This is a genomic window from Photobacterium nomapromontoriensis (genome assembly GCF_050336815.1).
GTDB classification, from domain to species: domain Bacteria; phylum Pseudomonadota; class Gammaproteobacteria; order Enterobacterales; family Vibrionaceae; genus Photobacterium; species Photobacterium nomapromontoriensis.
The window spans coordinates 147414-174131 of record NZ_JAKJSL010000016.1 but is presented as its reverse complement, the minus strand read 5'-3'; the positions used below and the strand labels follow the sequence as shown (position 1 = coordinate 174131).

Below are 26718 nucleotides of genomic sequence, written 5' to 3'. Positions count from 1 at the left end.
GGCTAAGTGTAAAAAACGGTTAGTTTTCCCATGGTTTCGGCTTGATGAACTTCGCTACTTCTTTATCGTGACGATCTTTATTCCCAACATATTGCGCAGGCATTGCAGGACTTTTCCAGCGTCCTTGCTCTTGAATTTCGTTAATAGACAATCCAGAATCCGCTAGATCTCTTGCGGCTCCAACACGTGGTGATTGCCCTGAGAACAAACCTGATTGCGGCATACCTAATTCATCACTGGCTCGACGAAAAACTCGGTAAATAGAGGAGTGGTCCAGCGGACTGTCACCAATGTTGCTATGTCTATCAATACGTCGAAAGACATAGCCAGCACAGATCATACTAATCACTAACCAACGTTGAAGGGCTTTTGATGAAATACGGCTTAACGCTATAGTGTTTGGGCCCACATTAATGTCAATTAACCCATTAGGATGCACATACAAACAATCAACCGTGAGAGCAGCAAGCTCGCTGCGCTTTAACATCGCCTCAAACATTACCGCCCAAATAGCAACGTCTCGAATATCTTTCGGTTTAGTCGACAATTCAAATCGAAAAATAAGCGTCTGAAGATGTTCATCACGGAAAGCAGAGGCATTTTCGTAGTCATCATGCTTTTCAAGCTGCTGTTTTTTCATCGCTAATCGAATTTCTGTCTTCGCGCACGGGTCGGGGAGATTGTGGCAACGATGTATCAGTGAGATAGTCACCATATAGCGTTTAAGACTAGCCAGCTTACGTGATTTTGCCATTTCGTCAATGTAACGATGAACGGTATCAGCGGTGGCTGGTAATGCGGATATTTGACATTCATGACAGAATGCAAGAAATCGATTCCAGTCAGTGTTAAAAGAGATCAGTGTATTGGGTGCATATTGTTTGTGAGTTAATTGATTGATGGCATCTGTTGTCAGCAGAGGAACACTAAAAGATTTAATACTGCTGATGCATTTTTGTTCATCCGCTATAGGGGTCAAAGTCTTTGCCATCATGCTATCCTAATGCATTATAACTTTTTATACTGACCTAATAATACATGCAAATTAGTAATAATTAAATATATTGCACTAGATAACAATTATGTGCTCAACGAAAAGACAAAAAGCTAATTTAGTGCTTCAATATGAGCTCACTTCATGAGAAAGTTTTAAGTAAACCCGTTCAGCTCGATGAGGCTAATATGAAGAAAAGGCTGTTCCACAGAGGTCATAATATAGAAAATGCCTCAGGCTCTCCAGATGATTGGAAGACTTTTATTAACGGTAATCCTGTTGTTAGCAAACTGACATTAGTAAAAAAAAGCATTGACTGGTGGTGCGACATGAAAGCCTTCATGCCACCAGAGAAATTCATAGGTGTTGGTAATACGGTGAAGCAGGGCAGTCGTAAAGTTGAAGAATATAAGGGGTTTAAGCTCTTTAACGATACAGGTGAAACGAATCAGTGGTATGTTATGTTAGGTGGTAAATTGCTCAAGGGATCACCTGCCGCCATAAAAAAACATTTGGACCTTGTTCTGCTGAAAACACAACAACAGCAACGGCAATAAATAAGCGCCCAAAGATGAGCGCTTATTGATTTTCACTCAAGCTATCTTAGCGTTTACTTGAGATAGCTTGCGTTAGTTATTAATCTGAATCGTCTGTTTTATCAACATCTACAAGATAATCATTGCTTAGCCAGTTGCGTCCGATAAGTAATTTGTATTCCAACTTACTGCGGTCGCGTAGATTTACATTGACCGTTTTATGTTCGCCGTTCCAGCCAAGATCCATTTTTACAGCGTAGCGTCGCTCAACGCCTTGCGCATTTCGAATCTTGCTTACCTTTACAATTCTGCCTTTATATTTGGCTTCTTTACCTTTGCCATTAACAGTTGTGAACTCCACCATGTGGCCTAAGTGATCACGCATATTGTCGCTGTCACTATCATCACCAATGACTTTTATGTCTTTTGCATTGATCGAGGTTGTCGCGGCACCAGTATCGATGCGCGCAAGATAATCCATATTGAGTTCATAGACTTTGATTGTTTCTACCTGACCAACAATCGATTTTCCACCATCACATTTTGAGTCAGCCAAAGCAACATCGATATTCACAAGAGACAACAGTAACAATGTTGGAATGAAAAGTTTCTTCACGAAAACTCCTTCTGGTTCAAAAACACCGTGATTGTGCCATTCACGTCATGAACGTGAAATGAATTTTTTCTGTATCTATGAATACTAGTTAATTTTGAGCAAATCACGAATTTCAGTACAACTCTCGGAAGGCGTTTGGAAATGAAACACTTGAAAGCCTAGTTGCTTTGCAGCGGCTAAATTTGCGGGCTGATCGTCAATGAACAGTGACTCGAAGGGAATAAGATCAAAACGTTGGGCTAACAGCTCAAAAATCTCAGGTTCAGGTTTAAGCAGCAGTTCTTTACCCGACACAAGACCACCATCAAATAAGCTGTACAGGCCATGTAACTCATTCAATTTTTCAAAAAAAGCGCTACTCATGTTGGTGAGAAAGTACACTGACAGATCACTATCAATTAACTGAAGAACTAATTGCTGAGTTTCGCCGATCAGCGTGAGGCTTTTTTGGATGTGTTCCAAAAAATCTTCTATACGTGATAATGGTAGATTAGTCCTAGCTGCAAACTTTGGTATCACTTCAGCCATTAGCATGGTACCACGGTCGAGAGATAACCAATCCGGATGGCCTAACACATGATTAAGTAATAGATCTTGCTCTTCAGGTGATTGAGTGAAGGTTGCAACAATCTGTTTTGGTTGCCATTCAAACAATACCGCACCAAAGTCAAATATGACGTTTCTTATCATAACTGTTTCCGTTACAGTACAAGCGTTACTAATATTCTGGTTCAGGTAGTCGTGAAGTGAGAACTTTATGACGGGTCCTGGCTCACAGATTCAAGAATATATACGAGATTTTCCTATGAACGATAACAGCCGCTTAGTATTTTCGACGGAAACAGGTCGCATTAAAGAGGACAAGCCTGCGCCACAGCGTCCACAAGGTGATGGCATTGTCCGCATTCAACGTCAGACAAAAGGCCGTAAAGGCAAAGGTGTTTGCATCATTACCGGCTTAGATCTTGAAGATGCCGCTTTAAAACTGCTGGCAGCTGAATTGAAAAAAGTATGTGGCTGTGGTGGTTCAGTAAAAGATGGCACTATTGAGATCCAAGGTGACAAGCGCGATGTCATCAAAGCAGCCCTTGAGAAAAAAGGCCACACCGTCAAACTAGCTGGCGGTTGAGCATCAATGTTGGCAACAGCATTTACAACAAACCCGAGTTAAGCTCGGGTTTTATTTTTACGTTAGACAAGCATTCAATGGCGCTTTTCAGGTAATAACAAAATATTGTTGTGCAAGAATGCGTAGCGTCCGCAGAACAACAATATTGATGGTTATTAGCTATTTTATGGTAAATAAAGAATACTGTTAAATACTCAATCTTCCATGGACCATGACCATAGCAAGACAATTACAAAACCATAAAAGAAGGTTGTCTGTAGTGATGAAGAGGTAAGCCATAGAGATTTATCCATATAAAGCACAAACCTTATTTAACATAAGGTACATAATGCGCACCGAGGGGTCGAAATTTAACATTAAAGCCAGCCAATGAGTCAGCCCTGAAATATTTGTATTATTTCGCTAATTATCCTTTGGAAACAGTTATTTAAAATGGTTTCTTGTGATTTCAGATGACTAGCTATCGCTGTATAACGTGGCGACTCACGACAGACACTTTTGTCGATGATGTCCAAACGTTCCGGTTTAAGGCTGTTTAATAGCGAACAGCTATTGTTTTCACAAAGATTAATCGGAAAAAACTTTCATCTAATAATTAAAATTGTGAGGTTCATCATGCTGCATGAATCATTCAAACGGCTTTTCTGGCTCCATTTCGAATCAATCCCTGAAGCGGCGGCTTGGTTTCATGTCCGTCCGGTGACGGTCAAGCGTTGGTTATCCGGAATGATTGACGTTAATCCGATGGCTGAAAAGCTATTATTGATCCGTGCCCGTGGCTATCTGCCGGATGATACTCGCTGGCAAGGTTTCCGAGTTGATGAGCACTCCTGTGTGATCATTACCCCGGATGGCCGCCGTTTCAGTCCGAAGGAATTAATGGGCTGGGCATTGCGCTTTGATGAGTACCATGCGCTCCGGCGACTGTATGAATTGGACTATGTGCCAGTGCGTTCCAATGTCGTTACGCCGTTGCCGTTTCGTGGTGGCCGCCGACTGACCTCGCCACAAAGTGACACTGTGACCAAAGACAAAAAGAAAGCCTATCGTAAGRTTCAGRCTAAAAGCGCGACCCGCAAATAAAGCCAAGRGCGCATTACGCGCCCTTGTTTTCCATGGTACTGAGTCGTTTCTCATGGGATTCAATRATTTTCTTGATCCACATGATATCGGTCTTCATCGCAATCCCGGTACCAAAGGCCGAGAAAAAGCCTGTCGCGGCAGCAACTAAGACCGTCTGGTAAACATCCATCYAAGTCCCCTAGTCTTTTTCCTTGCGAACCGTGTCGAACAAGCCAATGGTCGCGGCGGCAATCATGGGGATCAAGCCGCTAATCTGCGCGCCCGTTTCGCCCAATGTCAGTGTCACCAGTTCGCTATTGCCCGTCAGTAAGCCAGCGGCCACGCTGCCAAGCAAKATCAGGCCCGTTTTGGTGCTCGATTGTTTGAGATTAATCATAACCATCCTTGTTTTTTAAGAAATTTAAGTGTGTATGCGCCAATTACCACGCCCGCYACACTCAGTGCGATGGACGTGACYGCTTTCTGGGTTGTCATGCGAGTTTGACTCCTTCCATGACCTCATTGAGTGAATACTGATAGCCGACTTCCATCCGGGCCATGGCCTTGATAACGSTCGCTACCGTGTTATTGTCGCGGGCGTCAATCAGGTCGAATTTGCCGATCCCCGTCCATTCGGCCACCATGTCGGCATAGTGGTCGCTGTCATTTTCATGRCTTGGCGCAAACGTGTGCACAATGCTCTGAATGGTATTRATGCCGCGCCGTTGGTAGCTGCGMAGYACACGCGCAGCRGCACGAAAGCCCCATTTATCATCGTCAAAGACGACAAAGCGGCCATCGGTGCCAATCTGGCCGCGCCATTTGTTGTGGATGCTGTATTCAATGTTGAGCGGGTTCTTGTTGCGTATCCCGCGTGGTTGTCCTGTTGCCATGTCTTCACCTGTCCCGGTAATGTCTATCCATGATTGGCCGCTGCTTGTCGGTGGTTTCGTSACAGGCGCGGCCTGTTGTGTGTGGCGGATGAGCCACAGCATGATGATTGAAAGTGCCAAGAGCCATTTCATGGCTATGCCACTGGCCAAATTTTTCGGCCTTGTGCATCACGCGGAATGACGGCGTCATTGAGGGGCGTTGTCGGTAGCCATTCCCCATCAATTTGCGCAAACATCCCTAGTGATTCGCCCTGCGGCTCTGTCCATGTCAGGCCGTTATCGGTTGAGCGCAATGTCACCCCGTTGTGAGTCATGAATATGCACTCGCCCCGGTACGTGATTTGGCCTGTATCGACAATGTGATCCCCGGATTGTTTAACCGYGGGTGCATAGGTATGTAATACACTCAATACATTGGTGGTCAGGTTTAAAGCGCAAATTTCAGCTCGRGCGCTGTCATCAATGGGTGTGGCGGTTCCCGTCCATTCGTAACCCTCAGCCGGGCGACCAAAAATGAACACCCCATTGCAGACATAGAGCTGTGAGGTATTGCTCCGYAACGCACCGCCAAACAACCAATCTGTCACTTKCCATGAATACAGCGCATTATCGGGAAAAGTATGGCGAGTAATGCCAGCGTTAGGGTCTACAACGCTATAACTGCGCTCAGCATTGTGATCAAACAAATACGTTTTCTGGRTAACGCTATCAACCGCCAGTGTGCAGTGAAAATCCCCAACAGGCTGAGTGCCCTCAATGGCCGTGAATGTGATGTCATTGGCATCAGATAAGTCGAGTTTTATCAATGGCTGCCAGCCACCGACAAACATCGCAAACGGTGAGTTTCCGCCCGTACAAACAAGGCAGTCATTGGCAAATGATGCCCCGGACTCTGTGGCAAAGTTATAATCGGCTGGGTCAACTGGAGTGCCCACCATTCCGGTAAAGCTGAGTCCGCCATCAAAGGAAACCGCRAAACCACGATGGGTGTTAAACTGCTGCGAGAAAACCGCAATAATGTCCCCGTCAGCACTGAAGGTATATTTCGGCGCACTGTCCGGCATATCAGGATCTAAACCCAACGCATTAAAGCTTTCCCCCGTCTTTGAACAAGTCACATGCTTGAGCTTGTCAGTGAGGCTCTCCCACGTTGACCCCAAATCCTTGCTGACGTGCACATGCTCACCCGTACCGTGCACAATCAGAGGATTCCCATTGCGGCTTGGGTTTATCCCCATTTGCAAACCTTGGCCGACCGCGAACACATTCGGCGCYAGRCTGAATGGCRCGGGTAACTGTTTGTAATGGAAGTTTTTACCATTATTGACAGACACAGCCAGTGCATCACTGCTCGCTGATGAAACAATGATGATATTGCCGCTGGTACGCACGTATTCCKGGGTAAAGCCCTCACGCCATGGCTGCGGGCTRASCATCAGAAACGGTTGCCCGTCTTTATCGAGATCAATCTCGGGTAATTGGCTTCCGTAGTTTACGGGCGTCGGTGATGTGKTCTGCAAACTATCAATGTAGTCCGCCAGAAATTCAATCTTGTTTCGCGCACAGCCCGAAGGCAGTTGGTCGCGCAGTGTTTTCCCTGTCATCGTGTGACCTCGATAATCTGAATGGTGTCACCGTCCGTCCCGGCAAACGTCAGCGCGGCGGTGGTGTCGAGTTTCAAYTGCTCCCCGGCGGCCAGTTCCCAACCGCTGCCAAGGGTAACGGCTTGGGTATTGGTAGACGCCGCTTTAACCAAAACGTGACAGCGTGACGTATTTTCCGCCAACGCTGCCGTCCCGGTGGCAATCGTTAATACGCTATCGGTCAGGCCCGCGCCGCCAACGGGTTTGGTGAGTAGCGGATTGGTGGCGTAAACGCGCACCATCTGCCCGGTTTCAAGTTGTACCTTGGGCAAACTGCTGACCGCGAGCTGTTGCCCCGCCGCCAAGGCCACATCCGGCAGGTGTGACACACTCACTTGCTGGTTGTCGGCTAGCTGCATGGGTGGCATCTGTGAAATGACCACCGCCTGACCGTCAACCAGTGCTACTTGAGGCAGTTGGGCAATATTGACCGCTTGCCCTGGCGCAATAGCCATGGCGGGAATTTGAGTCACGGCAACCTGTTGGCCGTCGGTAGGCGGAATGTAACGACCGTAGCCACACATAATGGTGACCGTCCCCGCCTCGCCCATATTTTCAACGGTCACGCGCCCGGCTAAGCGCGGGTCGATAACCTGCGCCCCCTGCTTGAGCCGATATTCGCCACGCTCGGTGGTGATGCTGACCGACGCGGGACACGCTTCAACATACAGAAATTCGCCCACGGCCTGAAACTGCGCCCGCTGGCGCGGCTGCATCATCTGGTTAAAGCTCATCGTTTCCCCTTAATCATCATGATTGCCACAAAAAACATCACGATCCCCACCATGATGGTCATCTGCTTGGAGGTAGCGACCTGCCCGCCGTCGGCCTTCATCACCGCCAGCTCTTTGAGCGCCTCAAGGTTCTCGCTGTTCTGCGTCGCCTGATTGCCCGCCAGCCCCGCTAGCATCTGCAGGTTCTCACCATGGGCTTGGCTGACTTGGTTGATGGCGTTGTTGCTGACCTCGGCATTGAGTTCCATCGCGCCAAGACCAAAATCCAGCGCCTCGCTCACTGAATTAGCCCCCATTTCCAGCGCGGCGGTGGTGACTTCGGTATTACTGGCAAATGCCAGCTCACCTAACTCGGTGGCACGTTCTATGGCACCATGGTCGGTCATGGTGACGTTAATGTTGGAATCATTAACCCCAGAAATCGCGACCCCGAGGTTATCGCCAGAAATGGCATTCTGCCCGCTGACATTCGTATTGGTTGTTTGATTAGAGCTTGAACTTTTACCGCCGCCACCCATCTAGCAACCCTCCAAGTAAAGCGTCATCACCGTGTCGTGTTCGGTTGTCGCTGTCATTGAAAACCCAAAACGCTGTAAAATGCGTTTCATCCCTTGGCGTACGGTGTGGTACTTGATGGCGCGGTATCCTTGTGATTTCACCGCGTCGATAATGATGGGAGCAGCAGCAACTAATCCATTGCCTGTCATGGCTAAGATCAAATAGTCATTATCACTCGTCACTATCCCCACGAACCGCACAGATACCCCTTTGCCTTTAAGGTGGTACAGGCTGGCTTGCTTTTGCGCCACGGCATCACAACAAAAATCAAATTCCAGCTTGGCATCGCGTACTTGGTTAAACGCAGGGCGCAATAACCGATATTGCGCATTGATATCGGGTCGATTGGGGCGGATAAGTTGAAGACGCATCAGCCCACCTTCTTAATCAGGAACCACACCACGGCCAGCCCTAGCGCGACGGTCAACCACTGAGAGACGGCAGAGCCGCCTCCCATGTTGATGCCACTGACCTTAAAGCTGTTATTCGCATCAGCGTTGGCATTGGATGGCCCCGCCGCACCACCGCCCGCATTAATCGGCATGCTGCCGGAGTTGGTAACACCGGGAATACTGAGCATTACTTCATCACCCCCGTGATATTCGCCAACCACAGCGCCAGCAGTACTGCAATCAAGATTTTGAAGGTACGGGCAAAGGTTTCACCGCTGAACAACCCGGCGGCATAGCCCACCGTCCCTGTCAGTAACGGCCAAAAAAATAACGGTAATGGCATTATTTCCCCCTCATCAGTATGGCAACGGCTAACACCGCGACAATCACCCCACCGCCAATCATCAAGGCGGTATTGGTAGTGAAGCCACCGGAATAAATCGGCTGTCCGTCGGGTTGCTTGGCAGGCTCTTGGTTTTGTGGCACCCGGTTTTCTTCTGGCGCGGCAGAGGTGACTTTGTCCGCCTCGTTGTCAAACCACGATTCAACCCACTGCTCACCGCCGTTGACGGCAGAATCCCAAATGCCGCCCAGTGATTCGCCCCAGCTATCGAATAAATCCATAGCGTCCCCTTATGCCTTGGTCGGTAAGGCGTTCACTTGCTCAACCGCTTCGATGATCACCGGCACACTGCCCACCTTGTTTTTATCCAGCTCAAACGCCAGTTGACTACGGGCGGCAGTGTTCAGCATGCCGTCAGCGCCAAAGCCATAGCGGATAAAATCGAGGCTAAACCAACCAGAGTTTTGCTCTTTCTTCGATTGGGCCAAATCAAAGGCGTTATCGGCCTTGGTGACGTTCATTTCTTCGAAGGAATCCCGCAGGACGCGAACACGTTCAATCGAGTCATCAAGGAAATGGATGCGCTTGAGGTTCAGCGCCGGGCTACGCTCGGAGAAATCAAACGGTGTGCGACCTGTTGCCGAGGCAAACCACGTCAGCTCATAGATGCGTGGCATGTAGTAACGCACCGATTGCGCGGGTAACACATGCGCACGGGCACGGATGCTTGGCGCTGGCGTGTCAGCAGGCTTGCTTTTCAAGGTGATGTGGATGAACCAGATTTCACCACCCAAGGTAACAAGGTCGGTTTGACGCACACCGATTTTGGTGCGCAAGGTGGGATCGCCAAATGACAGAACATAGCGCCCGTCAACGGCGTAGTTCTTACGGTGGGCTTGCAGCTTGACCAGCGTTTCACCCGTCACATTGATTTTGGCCGAACCGTTCAGCGACACTTCGACACGTTCAATATCTTTGGGGTCGGCAATGTTCGTGACTAGCTCAATGCTGTGGTACGTCGGGCCGGAAACCAGACGCAGTGATGCCCGGTTGCCCCAGCCAACACCTTCAACGGGATCAAGCTCTTTAGGGCGCGGCGCGAATTTGGTTTGAAGTAGTTCCATGTCCTACCCCTTAACCAATCACGTCTTCGACGGAATCAACGTTGTTTGATGCCCATACCACGGCACCCGCAACCAGTAATGCAATCACACCTGTGATCACATAGCCTTTGGTTTTTGCACTCATGTTGTTTGCTCTCTGTTGGTTTACGTAAAATTCCCCAACAGGAAAGCAAGTGATTTGGTTTTAAGGCAAACACAAAAAAGCCCGCTAAGGCTATAGGCTTGCGGGCTTTTGGAAATGTGATTTGAGGTGGAAAATTAAAGCCGCATTATGCAGATGCCAATTCTATACGCATTAATTTAATTAGCTCTTCGTAGCTGCTGTAGAATTTTTCATACGCTTCCTTTTCAGGTTGCTTGTACTTTAATGTAGGATCTGGTGATTGAATTATTATGTTGCAACTATACTCCCCTATTTTTATTGGTGCTGGGAACGCTTTGAGATATAGAGGGATCCAATCTTGAAATAAGTCAGCAACATAAAAATATTGTTTCGCCACATCATCTGAAGCAATTAGATTAATTTCTGCCGTCAATTTACTAAATAATTCCGATAAATGGTTATTATTGTAATTTTTAGTGCACTTTATCGCACTTTCATAAAGCTCATGAGTTTTAACATACAATGCTTTTTTCTCATTAAATTTTGCATCTTCTTTAGCTTGTTCTCGTGCACTTTCACTTGTTTTATGTGCCAGTTTCCACACGATGAAAGCAGAAATAATCGTAAATAAACCAGCGACTACCGCTGCTATTATTGCCACATACTCTTTCATTATGCCCCTTCGCTTAATAACGCTGCATTAAAGTGCTAGCAATGCTACCTCAAACCTAAACTATTATACCGTAAACACTAAATATATAAATCCATTTAACTAGTTGATTTTTAAACCACTACCAACGAATCATGCCTTTCTCCCATACCTTCCCATCCTGCAAAATGTATTCGAGCTTCTGCAATGGGATGATCTCACTGGCGGGTATCCCTGTTTTTTGCTGTAGGTATCGGGCACTATCATCGGCTTTTTGCATCATCACACACGCAAACTGGCAGTTGTCGATAATGGTCTTTGATACTTCTTGCCCACGCTGGAACATGTTGATTGAGTGCAAGCCGTACTTGCGCCCTAGCCTCAATATCTTACCGTGGTAGCCAGTGGCTTTGGCGGTGGTATTGCTATGCTCGGCTACTTCCTCACAAATTACCTTCAATGGTTTTTTGTGCTTACCATTCCCCACGCCCCAAACGACCATACAAAACTTGTCAAAGTCGGCTTCGGTAGTTTCATGTTTTGGCGCGTAGGCTATCTTAAAACCTTGATTGGTTTTACGCCCGGCGATCAAGGCACTGGCAAAGTCTTTCAAGCTGGCATAGCTGCGAACCTTGCGCCCTTGTAATTCACCTTGGTAGTCATTCAGCGGATCGAAAATAGCCACTTGGTCAGTGGCTTTCACAAACAGCTTTTTGGCTGCGGAAGTTTTCCCGCAGCCTGACATACCAACCGCATACGCATGGTGATTATCTAGCGCGTTGTTTTGGTTGATAGGCTGTAGTTTCACGCGGCGGCCTCCGCGTTATGGTCATTGGCCGCTTGTTTGGCTTTCTCTTTGGCGGCGGTAATGTCTTCCGTTTTGAGTTGTTTCACCTGCATATAGCTAGATAGCCCGAGCATACCAATCGCAGCAACGGCCATGATTTCTTCCATGTACTTGGCTAACCATGGTGGCGGGTTCGTGCCGTACTTCACCAACAACGGGGCAACTTTATTGGCTACTGTTTCGGCTTGGTCAGGGTCAAACTTGAACTTGGGGTGTGCCAAGGTTTTCATGAACTGTTCGATGGTCATCATGCCAACAAACACAATCGCAGCGGCGGCTTCGGTTTCAAGTTCCTGCTGTTGCCCTTTGCTATCCGCAACCGTGGGATCAAAGTCATCATCGAGTTCTTTCAGAAAATCTTTTTCTTCCTGCTCACTGTGAGTTTCCAGCACTTCGATGCTGGCTTGTTCGTTTTCGGTTTGTAATTTGGTTTCCATTCCTAATTTCTCGCTTTGTTTGGGTTAAATACGGGTAATAAGTCCGCCAGTAAGGCCACCAAGGACGATTCCAGCCAGAATGGCTTTCCATGTACTCGGCTTGGCTTCGGGTTCTTTTTCAGGTTCGATTCGGCTTGTAACACTTTCTGTTCTAGCTGCTGTTGCTTCACTATCGCTGCTTTCACTGCCTGATTTTGGCAATATTGGCGGTGTTTCTTTAGTGAGGCTTTCGGATTCGCTTTGATGCCCATGGGTTACGGCCTCTTGGGTTAATTCATTCGGTTCAGAAACCTTAACCACAGTGGCTTGTTCGGCTTCCGTTAAGGCTTCAATGGCCGGGTAATGCACATTAAAACGGCTTTGCCAGAAAGCGCCCGTTTGTTGATTAGTCCCGCAATCATCACAAATCGAATACAGGAACTTTGCACGCTTTCCCCTTGCCCGGTGAATGGTGCGGATTTTGCCGCACTCACACCGATTAATACCTTCCACTTGATTCGTCGATTTACGGACGGGCATCAAATCAGCCATGCTTTCCCCCTTGTTCTAATTCCATCAGTTTTTGATTAACGCCGTGCATCCAAACCAGTACAAGCCGCAATGGGGCTATTAGATTTTTAGCAAACGGATTGCCCGAGGCTTTTTTGACTTCACCGCTTAGCTGCTCGGTGATTTGGTTCAGTTCATCCATGAGTTAGCTTCCTTTATGCTGCAAATGGTTGAGTCATATAGTGTTCAAGGTCGGCCATGTAGGCTGAGCGTTCGAGTTCGGTAGGTTCTGCCCGGTTCGGTGTCAGCGGGTCGTTGAGTACGCACCGCCAATAGGCGCGTTTTTGCTGGAAGTGTTCATAATGCGGCGCGTATTTATGCCGGGCGGCAGCTCTGATTTCCTGATAGACTTTCTTTTGCTCTGACTCATCACTGACAGGCGTCATTGACCAACCTCGCGCCCCTGCGGCCCACAGCAAAAAGTCATAGGCTTTTTCTTCAGCATTCTCGCCATCAATGGAAAAACAAAAAATATTCTTTGTTGTGGCGAACACCTCACGGCTTCTCAGTTGATCACGTCCCGCTCTCGCTTGGTGCTCAAGGCGAATAATGCGGGCGGTCAGTTTATTGATTTCCTGCTCTGGCTTTTTGGCCTGTTTGGCAATGGCTTTCGCTTTAATGGTTTGGTCTAGCTGCTTTTGCGTTCGCCTTAAACTACGGTTTAACGGCTTACGCCATTGCTCCAAAATGTAACCGCATTCTTTGATAATCGCCGCCATGTTGTCGGCTTCGAAACTGGCAAGGCACGTCCAATCCGGCGCCCGGCTACACTGGGCAATGTTGTAGCGGTTACCTCTAATCAAACCTTGGTCGGCGTTATCCCCTTTTGCCGCATAGCCAACGGCCTTAATGATGTAGGTACCTGCAGCCATTGGCTGTCTGATTCGTTCCAAATGAGCGAAACCATTACCCCACAGCTTTTCAAGGCGTCGAGACCATGCTTCAAATTGGTTACGGGGAACTTGCCAGTTAAGCAAAATATGCACATGGGGATTGGGTTCGCCGTCATCATTGGCCGGGCATTCTGCCACCCAAATATAATGAAAATCAGCAGGCTCATCGGTTGGGCCAAATTCGCCAGGCTTGCTATAACCGGGAATGTCTTTGCTCTCCAATGTGCAATATTTCGCTCCCGACTCAATATCCGTTTCGACGGTATGCGAAGCGACCCAGCCGCGCTGATACATCTTTTTGGCGCCATCCAGAAAACGGGAGACCTCTTTGCCTATGGTGGTTTCAGCTTTTTTTGTAATCGTGAAGGCTTTTTCAGGCTTGAGGAATGTTGGCGTATATGGCCCGGCAATTTCCCCGTTTTCATTCATCACTTTCACGGTGCAATCATCAAGAATCTCTACGGTCGCAGCAGGATCACCGGCAGCGGTATCGATGTAGCAATATGGCCCGGCAATATCGACAACTGGATCGGCCATGTTGCGCTTAATATCTACGGGGGTATTGGTGCCATCGGTGCATTTAAGCTCAGGACTACCCGATAACATCGATCGCGGTCCACGGGTTTTGCTGGCAGGTAGTGGTGGTTTGGGCAGCGTGCAATATGGCGCGGCATCTCCTTCGACCATGCCACCAAATATCTGAGCGCGTTTTTCTTTGCTAAATGTCAGGGTCAGGAAGGTTGAGAACCCACTGTGGCAGGTTGCCACATATGCCGCTGACTCAAAAATTTTACTCACTGCACGCTTAGTCAGTTTTTCGGTATAGCGGTCGCCCTGCTGTTGGTCGGGTGCGGCGCTGCTTGGGGTCTGGGTGTAATACTGGACTTTGCAACGTCCTGACCAATCCTGTTTCATCAAGCGAACCGTATTGGGGGCAATGTTAGGTTCAACAACCTTGGATTTTTTCTCAGGCGATAAAACACGAGCACGATTACCCGCCTCATGGATGCCGTAGAGCGTTTCCGCGTTGTAGGCTGACTCTGTATCTAACTCGATAGCACAGCGCTTTGAGTGGGCTAACTGGCGGATTCTGTGCGATAAATGAGCGACCTTTGGGCGTGTCGGACTTTTGCGCCCTTGGACAAGCCTATTGTTTTCGTCACTCCGTGCCGCCGCTTCGCGGAGGTGTTCGGCGTTATAGTCCGGCAAAGAAGCGGTATGAACTTTTTGCTTCTCGGCATAATAAGCATTGTCRCGRTTAACGCGATTTAAGTCCCAAAGTCYTTGCGGTGTGAACGGTTCTGGCCGCGCACCACAAAAATCGAATCCTAAAAAACCAGCATGATAGCTGGCTTCATTATCTTTGGTGATGTTTGCGGGCTGCACTGCGCCCGCTACAAACAGGAGATCGTTAGGAGGGAGCATTGGTGTGTCCCCCTAGCGATGTCATAACACTATGTGCCCATGCTGTCGCCAAACTCTTTGGTACACCATCGGCTAAAGCTTCTTGTAAAACATGTGTTTTTTCATCTAGACCGGAAAATTCAGGCCAGCCTTGAATAATTGCTCCACGTTTTGCACCGTATGATCGCCCTGCAACAATAGGATATGCGATTAAATCATTAACTGAACCGGCTAATTTTAATTCAGGTGGTTGTATATTGTTTGAATGTGTAAACCAACGGGGGCGGCTCTGGCTAATCACATGACCATTGTAGTGCTCTGGATAGTTCATTGCATTTCGTTTGGTATGGATTGAACCGGCTAAATCAATTGGAACAACATTCTCGAACAAATATGCATCATGACTGACTTCCATCAATAGCTTTTGTACTAGCGGCGTTAAATCTGGAAATTTAGGCGTATTCATTGCCTTTAACTTTGTATGCGCCTGGCAACTTGGGCCACCAAGTATTAGGTCATAGTGTTGGTTTTTTAAGTAATTGGGTAAATCAGCCAGGTCATTACAAACATGTTTTCCACCAACAAACTTTTCATATAAGCGCCGCTTATGCTCTTTTATTTCACAGCCAGGGACCACGGTAAAACCTGCATCAATAAAGGCTTTATCCAAAAGGCCAGCACTTGTGCAAATTGATAACACTCGCAAAGGTCTCATATCAATCTTCTTCACCTTTCAAAAAACAAAAGCTATCCGGCATCATGACCAAATGAGCGCCATGGTTGCTCAATAAGTCGTGTGCTTCTTCTTGGCTAATCAGGTCAAAACCATCTGCTGTTTCTATCGCCTCTTTTGAGGGAGCGACAAATACTTGCAATATTTGCCCCGGCCAAATGACTTTCCCAAACGCGGCACAAGGTGAAGTGGTAATCAGCATTAACATCCCTCTAATTCGATAAGCTCACGACGGCATAAAGCCGCATCATTTAAAAACTGAATCGCCAAACGGCGCTCGCCGCTGAGTCGGTAGTTACGCGCCAGCACAATACTGGCGCGGATTTCCCTTTTCAGGAGGTGGTAAAGGTTGTGATTCATGACAGGCCACCCATAACATCAATGGCTTTCGTAAAGGCTTGATATACAGCTCGAAACTCTGCGGCTCTATTCAAATAGAATCGGGCTCTATTCTTCTCACCTTCTTCTCGGTAATACTGTGCGACCTGAATGTTTTTCTTTGCCTCATCAAGTGCATGCAATGCAAAAACATCAGCAACCATAGCGGTTTCAAGTGGTACATCTGCAACATGCAACGGCATGGAAGAAACCGCCGCCCCCGAAGGGGCTTTGGTGACTTGCTTAGGGATTCGGTTAGTTGTCATGACATCACCACCAAACGACGGTTTGAGTCCACCGGGATAATTGTTATTGCTTGGCGTATATACGTTGGCTCGTTTCCTGTGAAATCGACACATTGAGCAACGGCACGGTAATAGTTGGTTTCAGGCTCGAACGGTAGCGGCTTATCAACCACTGCGCCGGAGTTGGAATACCATTGAATTGATGTGGTCAAAATGGGCACGCCTTATGAAATAACAACCGAGTTGAAAGTGACAGTGTGGCTCGAGTTCGATCGCGTTGAAGTAGTGAAAGTTCGGCAGAAAATTTTGCTCTATGCATGCGACGCATCATGACTTCGTCATCTACAGCTATATAGGCAATCGTAATGACATCATTAATTACGGCCATCGGGTTGTTCCCTTTGACAGCCATCCGGTGCGCACGATAAAACAGCTTGAAAAAGTCTTGTTGTGTCCCGGCTTTCATCGAACAATCATCTAATATAGCGCTCATGACTGCACCTCCAATTGCTTATTCACGGCCATAATGATTCGGCGGGTAATTTCACAATCTGCTTTGGCTCGATGCGCTGTCAGGTCTGAAATATCAATACCCTGCTGGCGAGCGGCATTGGTGAGGCTTTGCCACTTATAGTTACCATGGTAGCCATTCCACTCACCGTAAAATTCGGCATACCATTCCATGACACATTTTGTTTTAAACGGCAGGACTTCTATACCATAGCGCTTCATGCTTTGGCGGATTAAACGTATGTCATAATCTGCGTTATAAATCAGCACTTCACGACCTTTAACAACTTCCGCTAGTTCTTTAAATACATGCGGGAATATTGGAGAACCTGCAATCATGCGATTGGTGATACCATGAATAGCAATGGCTTCCGCTGGAATGAGTTGAACCGGAGTAACTAAGGTGTCGATTAGTGATTTCCCTGTTACACCATCGAGAACGGTTAATTCCACTATCTCTGCATCAGAATATAACCCGGTGGTTTCAGTATCCAGAATGACGGTATTTTCAAGGCTAATAGGTTTCATAACTTGCCTCCAGAGATCCAATCAAAGGAGAAAACGATATAGCCGTCTTGTTGTGCATAGTCAGTAATGTATTTAATTCGAACGATGATGTATTGGGTACCATCACTTAGGCGAACACGATCACCCACTTTGTAGTCACGGTCGTTCTTACGAATTTCAAAAGTTTTACTGCCATCAATAATGGCAATCAGGTATTCAGCTTTGATTTTCAAGTCATGCATGTTCATAGCACACCCCCTTTTGCCATCATGGCGCGGCGAGCTTGAACCTGAAAAGGTCGGCTGAAACGGAAATCTTTACCGCCTTGGGTGCGGCATCCGGTATTGAGGCCGAAGCGTTTGCGGAGTGATTGAACGATGGTGAGTGATTTTTCGGTAAGTGCTTTATCAAAATTAGCCGTGCCCGCCATATCTGGGCAAGGTTTGTGTATTGGACTGATTACATTTTGTTTGACTGTTTCCATGTCTGTATCCCCATACAAGCAAGTTTTTGTGATTGTTTCGTGCTTAAAGTCACTTTAATCAAACAAATCTTGATACTCAAGATGGCCTGAAGCATAGGAATGATCATATTGATCGCCTATTATTTAACATTCAAAGGACTTTGGCGGGGTCGTTATGACTTACACAAATGAACTACTGGATATGGTCAAGGCCAAGTACAGTCTGACTTCGGAATACCAGCTAGCGAAGAAACTAAGTATCTCGCAATCGAGGCTGCATAACTGGCGAAAAGAGCTAAACTCAATGGATTGGGAAGTAGCCTTCCAAATTGCTGATTTACTTGAATTTAATGATCAAAAAGTCGTTTATGGCCTTCTTGAAGATAAATATCAGAACTCTAGATTAATCAATGCGTTATCTGAAGGACGCCCCGCCTAATCGGGGCGTTTTTTATTTTACCCTATGGTACATAATGCGCACTGAAGGTGTTAGAACCATTTAGAAGTGTCAGGTTTGAGCCAGTTAGAAATGTCATGTTAAACTACCTTCAGAGCTTGGTATTTACTGTGCTCTGGAGCCAATGAGATGTTGCTGACTATGACTGATAATGAACTCTTAAGAATTAAGCTCATTCAAGACGTTTATGATAAACGGATCACTGGTGTTAGAGCTGCACAGATTCTTAAGTGCCCGACAAATTTACCGCTTAGTGCAACGCTTCCTGAAATTTAGTTCTAGTAGATTATTTTCACTTAAGCGTGGTCGTCCAGGTAATCATCGTCACAATGCAAAATTAAAACTGCGGAAACTTGCCATCATCCATGAGTACTACGCTGACTTTTGCCCCACACTAACTCATGAAAAGTTAGCTGAAGTACATGGCATTCACATAGGCCTGGAAACCCTGCGCCAATGGATGATCGTAGACGGCCGGCCTTACCTCATACCAAACGCACTCCACGTGTTTATCAAGTTGCCAGTAAGGCTCACCCAATACAGTACCTTTATAACCCACACGCAATGTGTTTAGCTTTTAATTTGTTACGATGTCACTTTGTACGCTATAGCCACTTATGCGGGTGATTTTAGCTTCTGTTTGTTCAATATTTACTACACACTCCGGTATGATTTGCTAGAGTTCCAGTTCAACTTCCAATTTCGTTTAATATCTGTTCTTTATGGGGGCATTTCCCCCTCCATTATGGCTAACGGTCGGGAAGTTTATCTTAAAACGATTTTGCCTGAATGCCCTGTTTCCTGATTTGTTCCGCAATCATCACAAATCGCTTACAAAAAACCTGTCGTATAAATCCACAGCACAAGCGTATTTGGGAATAGAGCCTATTTTGAAAAACCGTCAACAGATACGTTGATACGCTTCTCTACCTTTTCATCGGGTGCTTCAGAAAAGCTTTGTTTCTGACTATGTTTAAAGTAAGCCACATAGAGGCTGGAAGTAACATCAAACGGTTCATCTACTTTCAATTCCTTAATTTTTATTCTGTCTCCGAGAAAGAGTGTATCTATTTGGTGAATATCGGCTGTTTTAGTATCCAATTTAAATAGCCCCAGATACCAGAAGATTCCAGAACCTTGGTTTGAGACAGCAAATGGGGCGGCAAAAAACATTTCATTTTTGCTGCTGCCAAAGTTTAGATTAGTGATTTTTGTGTAGTCTAAGCTGACTACTCCATTCTCCTCACCATCGTGGTATTTCCCTATGGCAAAACGAGTATCACCATATTCTTTTAGCTCTGTCAGGGGAGCTTTTGCTTCAGATTCTGGCACTTGTATGTCCCAATCTTTGTCTGTATGAAAATTAAACAACGTTAACATAACACTAGAATTGCTGTTAGTATCCAACGGAACAACGTTACCATCTGCTTGCACGACATAGATATCATCATCTGTGAAGTTGAAACGATATATTCCAACGGCAACGCCTATCGCGATAACCATAAAAATCAGTAATAAAAACTTTTTCATTATGTAATGTCCTTACGTATTATTAATTTATAAATTTTTTAACGAGTTTTGACTGTAGTTACGCTTAGAAAACTCACCTTGATAATCAATTTTGCAGGCATGGTATCTACAGTTAGTGATGATTTAATCAATAAAATCATTCTACTGCAGGAATAATTTTCAATGTGTTGTTTATGCAATCACAAGCAAACAACTGGAACGATGGTTGGTCCCCCCCCATTCAACGTTGCAGCCAGCAATGACTCTATTGGTAACTGGCAAACTTTGTTTCTCACTCTATTCATATTTTAGTAAATCCCTCATCCAACGAGGCAGCTAGACTAGCTTGATGATCGCACCGCTTATTCGCCTGACTCAATCTGTTTAATGACAGACGACAATACAAACTCACTGAGAAAGAGATCATGAGCACCAGGAATTTTGTCGTATTTTACCTGCTTACCGCTAACTATTAATTTGTTAACATAATTTTCACTGAGATACGGCTTTGTTACAGTATCATCTGCACCACAAATCACATGGATCCCCGTACTATCTGAGATGCGTTCAACTAATTCGATGGGAGATGTTACGTTTAGTTTACCTAAGAACAACGGGTATTTGAGTAATTTGAGCATATCTTTGCGCCACGGATTGATATCTGCGGGGCAAGAAACAATAAATGAAAAATTGGCTATATCTGGGTAATAGGCAATCAACTTTGCTGTGATGGCAGCACCGCCTGAGTGGCCAGCTATAATGACTTTTGAGGGGCTATATCGGTATTTAAGGTCTAAAATAGCATTCGCTATCTGGTCTATTCTTTCGCGATTGTAATTGTCTCCGACCGTAAATCCCCTACGGCCACTCGAACGATGGCCTTGACCATCTTTGTATCCGGGGCGAAGCAAACCAGCAGCAACTACATTTGACGATCTAGAAGCAATTTCTTTGGCAAAGTCATTCTGATAAGAGGCCGGACTAGTTGGACAATCACCGTGAATGGCTATAACCAGACATGGACGTGATAGCAGGCCATGTTGATGGATATTGACAATGGTTGTTTGATTTGCAATTGTTAACGCGGTAAACACACCTGACAAAATGATGCTCCTTTGCTTGGTTATACCCACTCACCTTCTTCGCTTTGTCAATGCGCTTTAAATGTCGAGCAGAATCCAGTTATTCTCCTGCCCTATGAGTTAATCATATAACTGACCATTACGCCCAACTTTCTTCTCTGACCAGTATGAGAATTGCTTCATCATGGCTAATGATAAACGGGCTTATCTATTACTTTGCCACAAATACAAGTGACAGCGTCACGTTTATCGTCTATCCAAAACTCATCATCTTGATGGCATTCAGGGCATTGTAAGTATTCAGCTTCAGATTGATTTATCATATCCATATCGTCTCGTCATTGTTCCGAATCTATTGTTTTTAGCAACTACGTATTAATTGTGGGGAATTACATTACGCATCTACGGGGGCCTTCTCAAAGAAAAACTCTTACTTGCCCGCTACTGCACTAATGATTTGCCCTAAATCGCGGAATTTTGTCATCGAGTATGCTGTCAATGACGTCGTTATTGATGTTAAAAAATTGATAAGATAATGGCACTAATCATATCTCTTAGTAATTAAGTGATACCAATATGATACTGAGTAATTCCCTCTTTAGTGGTAAATTATCAAATATAGACCATATATCAGCTAACAGTAAGGGAGGTTAAGACATAATATGCCAAAATACATCATCTTTGCCGCAGTCTATAATTATTTTATAAAAATAAAACACACGTCGCGAATTTATTGCAACATAACAATGATTAACAATAATGATGAGATATCTGCCGTGCCGTATCTTATCAATTGTTTACAGGTGGTGAGGTAATCGGCATATTGTTTTCTCGTACGGAGGTTGCATGAATTTGGCATCGATAATATTTTTATTTTTTATATTTTTACCTCAAGCGCATGCTACATCGGTAAAGCATTATAAAAACAAATATGCCGGACTACCCTGTAGCGGGTTAGTAACTGCAATCAGTAATATTGAAATGAAATATAAGCATACGAATAACAAAAAAATAAAGGCTCGGTATAAAAAAGAGGTAAAAGCACTTGGCATTCTTCGTAAAAAGAATAAGTGTTTTGGACGAGCTTATCACTAAGTAAATTTATCAGTTATAGGTGAACACATGGAATGTTGTAAACATCAGAATATCGTCCGTATTCGACGAAATTTCTTTCAGAAAATTTTCTTTAAAGCGTGTTATCGTTGTAGTAACTGCAGCAAAATAATCAAAGTATGAGTAATACAGAAAATCTGTAATATCTATGATCTTTATGCCGAAGTTGAAAAGCTTACATATTTTTACGTGGCTAACTCATACATATTGCTAATGGCTTTTGAAAATAGTCATCAAATTATTAATCTTGTTAAGCTATAATTTGTAGAACAAAAAGCCATTGGCAGGTTATTTGTTATTCTGCTAATACGATACGCATGAATTGAGAAGGTTTGCTATCGACAAATACTGCCCAGATATGTTCATACAGCGCTCGTTGATTGGGAAATGGAACCAATGCTTTGGCTTCACCCAGTGTACACCAACGATATTCAGTATGTTCCCTGTTTAAGATAACGGCTTGTTCCTTCAGACAATAGATTGCAAAACAAGGAATAATGACTAATTCATTTTCGTTGCCTCATAAAACTGTTCTTGATATTCAGCATTATATAGTATTGAGACATTAATTTGAGTTTCTTCATGACATTCGCGAATTATCGCTTCCCATCCTGTTTCTCCCACTTCAATTTTACCGGCAATATGACACCAATAACCTTCTTTCGCACGTTTCATTAGCAACATTTTGATAGTGTTATCGAATTCAGCCAATACGACTGCTGAAACGATACTTGTATTTATTGGAATCATACGCCCTCTTTATTGATAGCTGTATTTTTTATGATTATATGATCAGTGAGTATTATTTTTCTATAAAAGTTGACGATTAATAGTTGATTTATCGCTCTTAATCAACATTGCTAGTAACAAACCCAACCATAAACAATATACCCAAACCTCATACATACATTTATTTTATAACTTATAGTTATACTGTTTTAAGTGATCTATCAGTATCAAACTCTGCAAATACTATATTTATGGAGGGAATGGCGCTAAATATGATAGCGGTCAAACCAAAATGCCATCACTGTGTTTGTTAATCAAATTAAATGGAAATTAACCGAATAATCACAATTCCTATGTGGCATATGCAATCTGTTCGTGATAATGTGGGCATGTTACAAATAAAAACAAAAACACAACATATGGACATCATTGTAAACGTTAGGGGTAAGATATGGATATCAAATCACAAGACATGAATGGTTTCGATACTGACGTAATTCATCTGTATCTACAAGAAATTTCACATAAGCCGCTGTTATCTAAAACAGAAGAAGTCTTATACAGCCGTAAATCCCTAGTTGGTGATAAGGCAGCTAAAGCAACGATGATCGAGAGTAACTTACGACTTGTAGTGAGTATAGCCAAAAAGTACCGAAGCAGCGGTATGTTATTGAGTGATTTGATTGATGAAGGAAACATTGGTCTTATTACCGCAGTGGAAAAATTTGACCCTGAACGTGGCTTTCGTTTCTCAACATATGCCACATGGTGGATTAAGCAAACCATTGAACGTGCTATTCATAATCAAGCCCGTACTATTCGTCTTCCTGTTCATGTGTCAAAAGAGATCAACACTATTCTTCGGACGCACAAGCTGCTAATGAAAAATTCAAATCAAGAACCAACGCATGAACAAGTCGCAATGCAGCTAGAGCGTTCTGTTGATGATATATCAAATGTTCTTGCTTATGATGCACCTGTATTATCAATAGATCAGCAAATTACAGATGACTCTAATTCTCAAAGTATCTCTGCATTTATCGCTGATGATGAAGGTATACAGCCAGATAGCGAACTGAACAAACGAGACATTAGCCGGTTAGCGATATCAATGCTTGAAAGTCTTAATAGCCGTGATCGCGAAATTCTATGCCGCAGATTTGGTCTACTTGGCTACGAGACACAGACACTGCAGCAAGTAGCAGACGAAGTTGGACTAACGCGCGAGCGAATTCGACAGCTTCAAGTCAGTTCATTGAAAAAACTAAAAAATACATTAAGCAGAGAAAACTATGATATAGAACTTCTGTTCGCAGAAACGGCATAGCCACCTACTATTTTGCTTAATTAGCACATTAATAAACACGTCTTTATGGCGTGTTTATTTCATTTCCACACCTATTAGTAATTGATGAAATTATGTTTCATTATAATTGCTAAACCGCCTACGTTTCCAATATTTACAGCATGATATCAATGCCCATCATCACTATGATGTTTGTTTAACTAACATCTGGTGCTGTTTATGAAATTATCACTGTTATATCGACTTCCCTTATTTGCACTTATCATGACCTCATTGCTCATTGTTGATGCCAATGCATCATCAAGCACGACGAAAGCAAAGCAGTGTAAAAAGACAAAGGCCAAAATTGAACATATTCAGAAGAAAATGCGCCGAGGTTATACCGCTTCACAAAGTGTGAAATATCACAAAACACTAAATAAACTGTATAAAGAGGAATTTAAGTACTGCTTTTAGATGAACGTTGGTGGTTGTATCACCATTATCACAGAAACGAGCATCTTACGATATCTTGGATTTAACGCTATAAGTCTCGAACATGAACAGGCATAATTCGTTGAACTTGATAATAGTTACGCTAAACCATAAAAAGAGATATCGATGTGAAAACCATTTATGCACTGATCACGGTCACATTGGCCATGATCCTCTCATCTTGCGCTAGTTACACCGTCACAGAGGGTGAAATCCAGCAGTATCTGGATGATAGAGCGAGCTTTGAAAGAACTGTGGGAATCAGAGGCTTGATACATGCGAATGTAAAGTTTGATGATATTAACGTGGGTATAGGGCGCATAGCCAACAATCGCATTAATTTAGAAGCTAAGTCACAAGCTAATATCTCTGTTTATGGTAATAAACCACAACAGGTACAGCTAGACATAAACTTTAGCGCGATCCCCTATTATGACAAAGATGAAGGTGCTATTTTCCTAAATGATCTTAACGTCGAAGAGATAGATATTGAACCAAATACGCTCAATTTACCGAGTAAGGAACTGCTGTCGCCGATTGTGGAGATGGTTGGGCAATTTTTGTTAACTCGCCCTGTTTATCGACTTGATGAAGATGATTTTAAACAGTCTATGCTAAAAACAGCCAAGCCTGAATTATTGATCAAAAATCACACCTTGGTTATACAAATGTAAACAAGGTGGCTATTTACCGACAGCCCCGTAACTTGGTTATTCATCATTTAGGGGCTTTTGGGATAGCGTTTTAAATAGTAAGCTGTTTATTTTTAAGGAAAAATAATTTATATCATAATCAAATGAAAAGTTATAGTGCACTAGACACATAAAAAACACGACCCAAAGGCCGTATTTTTCACATCATACTCACAATATATTGATATGCACCAAGTAACGTGATCAAGACCCATACTGGGCACTGTCGATATTTTAGAAGATAGAATTCAATTGCAACAACGAACACGTCTAATAACGAATGAATCGAAGATGTAATCACTGGCTGAATAAACGCGCTAGCTAACAAGCCTACAACTGAAGCATTAACAAGCAGTATCGCTGCTTTTAGCTTATGATGAGCAAATAATGCATTCCACGCGGGTAAAAAAGCAAACAGTAATAAACTACCAGGTAAAAAAATAGCAATTGTCGCGACGAAACTGCCCAGCATCGGATTATCTGTTGCAACTGATGCCCCAAGGTAACTTGCCATTGTAAACATTGGACCGGGTACCAGTTGTGCTGAAGCGTAGGCACTTAGGAATGTTCCTGGCTCAACCATTCCATCAAGCATCGGTTCAAGCAGTGGTAATACGACATGACCACCACCAAATACGAAACTCCCCGCTTGGTAAAACACATTAAACAGGTTCAGCAGTTGTGACTGATGTGCAATGATTGGCAACCCCACAAGCAATACCACAAATAAAATCAAAATAATCCAATTGGGTTTAATTGAGTCAGTCACAATGCGATAGGAAGCACTCGTATTTCGAAATGACAAAAGATAGCCTAACAGCGCTGCAGCTAAAATAGGCACTATTTGACCCAGTAACCCACTGCTAAAAAACACACTGACACTGGTAATAAATGCGACTACTGCTGTTAATTTATCGGTTATGTTTTTCTTAAACATCCCCCACAGCGCATCGGCAACAACTACCACTGCAAGTAACTTCGCAGCTTGGATCACCGTATCAATAATTGCTACACCATTGTACTGCTCGTTCCCAATAGCAAGAAAAGTCAGCAATATAAACGAAGGAAATGTGAACCCCATAAAAGCAGCAATAGCACCGCAATAGCCTGCTTTTTTGTAACCAATGAACATCCCTAACTGACTGCTTGCTGGGCCAGGTAAAAACTGACATAACGCCACTGCGTGTGTGAAATCCTGATCGCTAAGCCACTTCTTTTGCACAAACTCCCGCTGAAAATAACCAATGTGCGCAGCAGGGCCACCAAAACTATACAAACCAAGCAGAAAAAACTGCCACATTACTTTGAACATACATCCTCCTATTTATGGAGGAATCATATCCATTAGTACAAAATTAATGAAATCGTTCGTTTTAATATTTAGGATTAGTACAATTAATACCATTGAGTGATAACTGTACAGAGTAATATGCTAGCTTCAGACTCATGCACACAAACACCCATTCAAAACCATTCTTGTTGTTTACCACAAGAAACGATTACTTTAAGTTATTGATCTGTAATATTTTATCTAATAATTCATCGGTTAATAATAAAGAAAATATCCAGAATATTTCGCTATATTAGCATCATTCTATAATGTGACATGGTCAC

At 44.3% G+C, this 26718-nt stretch carries 40 protein-coding genes and 1 pseudogene; 8 read left to right on the top strand and 33 right to left on the bottom strand.

Annotated elements, in window-relative coordinates; genetic code table 11:
* Window positions 1-19 precede the first annotated feature (19 nt).
* On the bottom strand, window positions 20-994 hold the full coding sequence (locus tag L4D12_RS02840) for a tyrosine-type recombinase/integrase (RefSeq protein WP_428446305.1): 975 nt from the start codon (window positions 992-994) through the stop codon (window positions 20-22).
* Between the two features lie 131 nt (window positions 995-1125).
* On the opposite strand from L4D12_RS02840, the gene L4D12_RS02835 reads away from it, so the two are divergent.
* Entirely contained in the window at window positions 1126-1551 is a 426-nt protein-coding gene (locus L4D12_RS02835; protein ID WP_428446304.1) for a DUF3319 domain-containing protein, read from the top strand.
* A 79-nt stretch (window positions 1552-1630) separates the two neighbouring features.
* On the opposite strand, the gene L4D12_RS02830 is transcribed toward L4D12_RS02835, so the two are convergent.
* On the bottom strand, window positions 1631-2146 hold the full coding sequence (locus tag L4D12_RS02830; RefSeq protein ID WP_428446303.1) for an ATP-dependent zinc protease family protein: 516 nt from the start codon (window positions 2144-2146) through the stop codon (window positions 1631-1633).
* A gap of 84 nt (window positions 2147-2230) precedes the next feature.
* Complete coding sequence (locus tag L4D12_RS02825; RefSeq protein WP_428446302.1) at window positions 2231-2836, bottom strand: HAD family hydrolase; 606 nt, start codon at window positions 2834-2836, stop codon at window positions 2231-2233.
* Window positions 2837-2951: 115 nt separating this feature from the next.
* On the opposite strand from L4D12_RS02825, the gene yciH reads away from it, so the two are divergent.
* A complete protein-coding gene (gene yciH / locus L4D12_RS02820; protein WP_428446301.1) occupies window positions 2952-3275 on the top strand; it encodes a stress response translation initiation inhibitor YciH in 324 nt (107 codons plus the stop codon).
* Between the two features lie 615 nt (window positions 3276-3890).
* Complete coding sequence (locus tag L4D12_RS02815; RefSeq protein WP_428446300.1) at window positions 3891-4358, top strand: phage protein; 468 nt, start codon at window positions 3891-3893, stop codon at window positions 4356-4358.
* A gap of 13 nt (window positions 4359-4371) precedes the next feature.
* Here the strand turns inward: L4D12_RS02815 and L4D12_RS02810 are convergent, their stop codons facing one another.
* From L4D12_RS02810 to L4D12_RS02685, 26 genes are all read right to left on the bottom strand, one after another.
* Entirely contained in the window at window positions 4372-4527 is a 156-nt protein-coding gene (locus L4D12_RS02810; RefSeq protein ID WP_428446299.1) for a hypothetical protein, read from the bottom strand.
* Between the two features lie 9 nt (window positions 4528-4536).
* Window positions 4537-4734, bottom strand: coding sequence for a hypothetical protein (locus L4D12_RS02805; protein WP_428446298.1), 198 nt, complete (start codon window positions 4732-4734; stop codon window positions 4537-4539).
* Between the two features lie 94 nt (window positions 4735-4828).
* Window positions 4829-5362 carry a virion protein gene (locus L4D12_RS02800; protein ID WP_428446297.1) on the bottom strand — a complete coding sequence of 178 codons (534 nt, stop codon included), beginning with the start codon at window positions 5360-5362 and terminating at the stop codon, window positions 4829-4831.
* Between the two features lie 2 nt (window positions 5363-5364).
* Complete coding sequence (locus tag L4D12_RS02795; RefSeq protein ID WP_428446296.1) at window positions 5365-6834, bottom strand: hypothetical protein; 1470 nt, start codon at window positions 6832-6834, stop codon at window positions 5365-5367.
* Window positions 6831-7439: a hypothetical protein gene (locus tag L4D12_RS02790; protein ID WP_428446295.1), complete on the bottom strand. Its 609-nt coding sequence runs from the start codon at window positions 7437-7439 to the stop codon at window positions 6831-6833. The genes L4D12_RS02795 and L4D12_RS02790 overlap by 4 nt, the downstream gene beginning before the upstream one ends.
* A 164-nt stretch (window positions 7440-7603) precedes the next feature.
* On the bottom strand, window positions 7604-8125 hold the full coding sequence (locus tag L4D12_RS02785; RefSeq protein WP_428446294.1) for a chemotaxis protein: 522 nt from the start codon (window positions 8123-8125) through the stop codon (window positions 7604-7606).
* Entirely contained in the window at window positions 8126-8536 is a 411-nt protein-coding gene (locus tag L4D12_RS02780; RefSeq protein ID WP_428446293.1) for a hypothetical protein, read from the bottom strand.
* Window positions 8536-8745: a hypothetical protein gene (locus L4D12_RS02775; protein ID WP_428446292.1), complete on the bottom strand. Its 210-nt coding sequence runs from the start codon at window positions 8743-8745 to the stop codon at window positions 8536-8538. The genes L4D12_RS02780 and L4D12_RS02775 overlap by 1 nt, the downstream gene beginning before the upstream one ends.
* Entirely contained in the window at window positions 8745-8900 is a 156-nt protein-coding gene (locus L4D12_RS02770) for a hypothetical protein (protein WP_428446291.1), read from the bottom strand. Before L4D12_RS02770 ends, L4D12_RS02775 begins: the two co-directional genes overlap by 1 nt.
* On the bottom strand, window positions 8900-9181 hold the full coding sequence (locus L4D12_RS02765) for a hypothetical protein (protein WP_428446290.1): 282 nt from the start codon (window positions 9179-9181) through the stop codon (window positions 8900-8902). The genes L4D12_RS02770 and L4D12_RS02765 overlap by 1 nt, the downstream gene beginning before the upstream one ends.
* 9 nt (window positions 9182-9190) lie before the next feature.
* Complete coding sequence (locus tag L4D12_RS02760; RefSeq protein WP_428446289.1) at window positions 9191-10024, bottom strand: major capsid protein P2; 834 nt, start codon at window positions 10022-10024, stop codon at window positions 9191-9193.
* A gap of 269 nt (window positions 10025-10293) precedes the next feature.
* A complete protein-coding gene (locus L4D12_RS02755) occupies window positions 10294-10800 on the bottom strand; it encodes a hypothetical protein (RefSeq protein ID WP_428446288.1) in 507 nt (168 codons plus the stop codon).
* Window positions 10801-10918: 118 nt separating this feature from the next.
* Complete coding sequence (locus L4D12_RS02750; RefSeq protein WP_428446367.1) at window positions 10919-11521, bottom strand: ATP-binding protein; 603 nt, start codon at window positions 11519-11521, stop codon at window positions 10919-10921.
* 59 nt (window positions 11522-11580) lie between these two features.
* Window positions 11581-12060, bottom strand: coding sequence for a hypothetical protein (locus tag L4D12_RS02745; RefSeq protein ID WP_428446287.1), 480 nt, complete (start codon window positions 12058-12060; stop codon window positions 11581-11583).
* A 24-nt stretch (window positions 12061-12084) separates the two neighbouring features.
* Window positions 12085-12591 (bottom strand): hypothetical protein, encoded by a 507-nt coding sequence (locus L4D12_RS02740; protein ID WP_428446286.1) that lies wholly within the window; start codon window positions 12589-12591, stop codon window positions 12085-12087.
* Entirely contained in the window at window positions 12584-12751 is a 168-nt protein-coding gene (locus L4D12_RS02735) for a hypothetical protein (RefSeq protein WP_428446285.1), read from the bottom strand. The genes L4D12_RS02740 and L4D12_RS02735 overlap by 8 nt, the downstream gene beginning before the upstream one ends.
* 13 nt (window positions 12752-12764) lie before the next feature.
* Window positions 12765-14927, bottom strand: coding sequence for a hypothetical protein (locus tag L4D12_RS02730; RefSeq protein ID WP_428446284.1), 2163 nt, complete (start codon window positions 14925-14927; stop codon window positions 12765-12767).
* A complete protein-coding gene (locus L4D12_RS02725; protein WP_428446283.1) occupies window positions 14914-15621 on the bottom strand; it encodes a DNA cytosine methyltransferase in 708 nt (235 codons plus the stop codon). The genes L4D12_RS02730 and L4D12_RS02725 overlap by 14 nt, the downstream gene beginning before the upstream one ends.
* A 1-nt stretch (window position 15622) precedes the next feature.
* Entirely contained in the window at window positions 15623-15841 is a 219-nt protein-coding gene (locus L4D12_RS02720) for a hypothetical protein (protein WP_428446282.1), read from the bottom strand.
* Window positions 15841-15999: a hypothetical protein gene (locus tag L4D12_RS02715; RefSeq protein ID WP_428446281.1), complete on the bottom strand. Its 159-nt coding sequence runs from the start codon at window positions 15997-15999 to the stop codon at window positions 15841-15843. Before L4D12_RS02715 ends, L4D12_RS02720 begins: the two co-directional genes overlap by 1 nt.
* Window positions 15996-16283, bottom strand: coding sequence for a hypothetical protein (locus L4D12_RS02710; RefSeq protein ID WP_428446280.1), 288 nt, complete (start codon window positions 16281-16283; stop codon window positions 15996-15998). The genes L4D12_RS02715 and L4D12_RS02710 overlap by 4 nt, the downstream gene beginning before the upstream one ends.
* On the bottom strand, window positions 16280-16474 hold the full coding sequence (locus tag L4D12_RS02705; protein ID WP_428446279.1) for a hypothetical protein: 195 nt from the start codon (window positions 16472-16474) through the stop codon (window positions 16280-16282). The genes L4D12_RS02710 and L4D12_RS02705 overlap by 4 nt, the downstream gene beginning before the upstream one ends.
* Window positions 16471-16755, bottom strand: coding sequence for a hypothetical protein (locus L4D12_RS02700; RefSeq protein WP_428446278.1), 285 nt, complete (start codon window positions 16753-16755; stop codon window positions 16471-16473). The genes L4D12_RS02705 and L4D12_RS02700 overlap by 4 nt, the downstream gene beginning before the upstream one ends.
* The gene (locus L4D12_RS02695) at window positions 16752-17300 is read right to left on the bottom strand and encodes a 3'-5' exonuclease (protein WP_428446277.1); all 549 of its coding nucleotides are present in this window, start codon (window positions 17298-17300) and stop codon (window positions 16752-16754) included. The genes L4D12_RS02700 and L4D12_RS02695 overlap by 4 nt, the downstream gene beginning before the upstream one ends.
* Window positions 17297-17527 (bottom strand): DUF3850 domain-containing protein, encoded by a 231-nt coding sequence (locus L4D12_RS02690; protein WP_428446276.1) that lies wholly within the window; start codon window positions 17525-17527, stop codon window positions 17297-17299. The genes L4D12_RS02695 and L4D12_RS02690 overlap by 4 nt, the downstream gene beginning before the upstream one ends.
* Window positions 17524-17763 carry a hypothetical protein gene (locus tag L4D12_RS02685; RefSeq protein ID WP_428446275.1) on the bottom strand — a complete coding sequence of 80 codons (240 nt, stop codon included), beginning with the start codon at window positions 17761-17763 and terminating at the stop codon, window positions 17524-17526. The genes L4D12_RS02690 and L4D12_RS02685 overlap by 4 nt, the downstream gene beginning before the upstream one ends.
* Window positions 17764-17917: 154 nt before the next feature.
* Here L4D12_RS02685 and L4D12_RS02680 point away from each other — a divergent pair, with 154 nt between their 5' ends.
* Window positions 17918-18181: a transcriptional regulator gene (locus L4D12_RS02680; RefSeq protein WP_428446274.1), complete on the top strand. Its 264-nt coding sequence runs from the start codon at window positions 17918-17920 to the stop codon at window positions 18179-18181.
* A gap of 903 nt (window positions 18182-19084) precedes the next feature.
* Here L4D12_RS02680 and L4D12_RS02675 read toward each other — a convergent pair.
* Together L4D12_RS02675 and L4D12_RS02670 are read right to left on the bottom strand one after the other, a co-directional pair.
* Window positions 19085-19729, bottom strand: a complete 645-nt coding sequence (locus tag L4D12_RS02675) for a hypothetical protein (RefSeq protein WP_428446273.1) — start codon at window positions 19727-19729, stop codon at window positions 19085-19087.
* Between the two features lie 341 nt (window positions 19730-20070).
* Window positions 20071-20811: an alpha/beta hydrolase family protein gene (locus tag L4D12_RS02670; protein WP_428446272.1), complete on the bottom strand. Its 741-nt coding sequence runs from the start codon at window positions 20809-20811 to the stop codon at window positions 20071-20073.
* Between the two features lie 825 nt (window positions 20812-21636).
* On the opposite strand from L4D12_RS02670, the gene L4D12_RS02665 reads away from it, so the two are divergent.
* Window positions 21637-21885, top strand: a complete 249-nt coding sequence (locus tag L4D12_RS02665; RefSeq protein ID WP_428446271.1) for a hypothetical protein — start codon at window positions 21637-21639, stop codon at window positions 21883-21885.
* A gap of 313 nt (window positions 21886-22198) precedes the next feature.
* Here the strand turns inward: L4D12_RS02665 and L4D12_RS02660 are convergent.
* Window positions 22199-22653 (bottom strand): annotated as a pseudogene (locus tag L4D12_RS02660) (NUDIX hydrolase).
* A gap of 430 nt (window positions 22654-23083) precedes the next feature.
* Between L4D12_RS02660 and rpoS the strand changes: the two are divergent.
* The 3 genes from rpoS to L4D12_RS02645 all read left to right on the top strand — a co-directional run bounded on the left by rpoS (window position 23084) and on the right by L4D12_RS02645 (window position 25086).
* Window positions 23084-23959, top strand: coding sequence for an RNA polymerase sigma factor RpoS (gene rpoS, locus L4D12_RS02655; protein WP_428446270.1), 876 nt, complete (start codon window positions 23084-23086; stop codon window positions 23957-23959).
* 198 nt (window positions 23960-24157) lie between these two features.
* On the top strand, window positions 24158-24394 hold the full coding sequence (locus tag L4D12_RS02650) for a hypothetical protein (RefSeq protein ID WP_428446269.1): 237 nt from the start codon (window positions 24158-24160) through the stop codon (window positions 24392-24394).
* 146 nt (window positions 24395-24540) lie between these two features.
* A complete protein-coding gene (locus L4D12_RS02645; RefSeq protein ID WP_428446268.1) occupies window positions 24541-25086 on the top strand; it encodes a YceB family lipoprotein in 546 nt (181 codons plus the stop codon).
* A 178-nt stretch (window positions 25087-25264) separates the two neighbouring features.
* Here L4D12_RS02645 and chrA read toward each other — a convergent pair whose 3' ends face one another.
* Window positions 25265-26416, bottom strand: coding sequence for a chromate efflux transporter (gene chrA / locus L4D12_RS02640; RefSeq protein WP_428446267.1), 1152 nt, complete (start codon window positions 26414-26416; stop codon window positions 25265-25267).
* Window positions 26417-26718 lie beyond the last annotated feature (302 nt).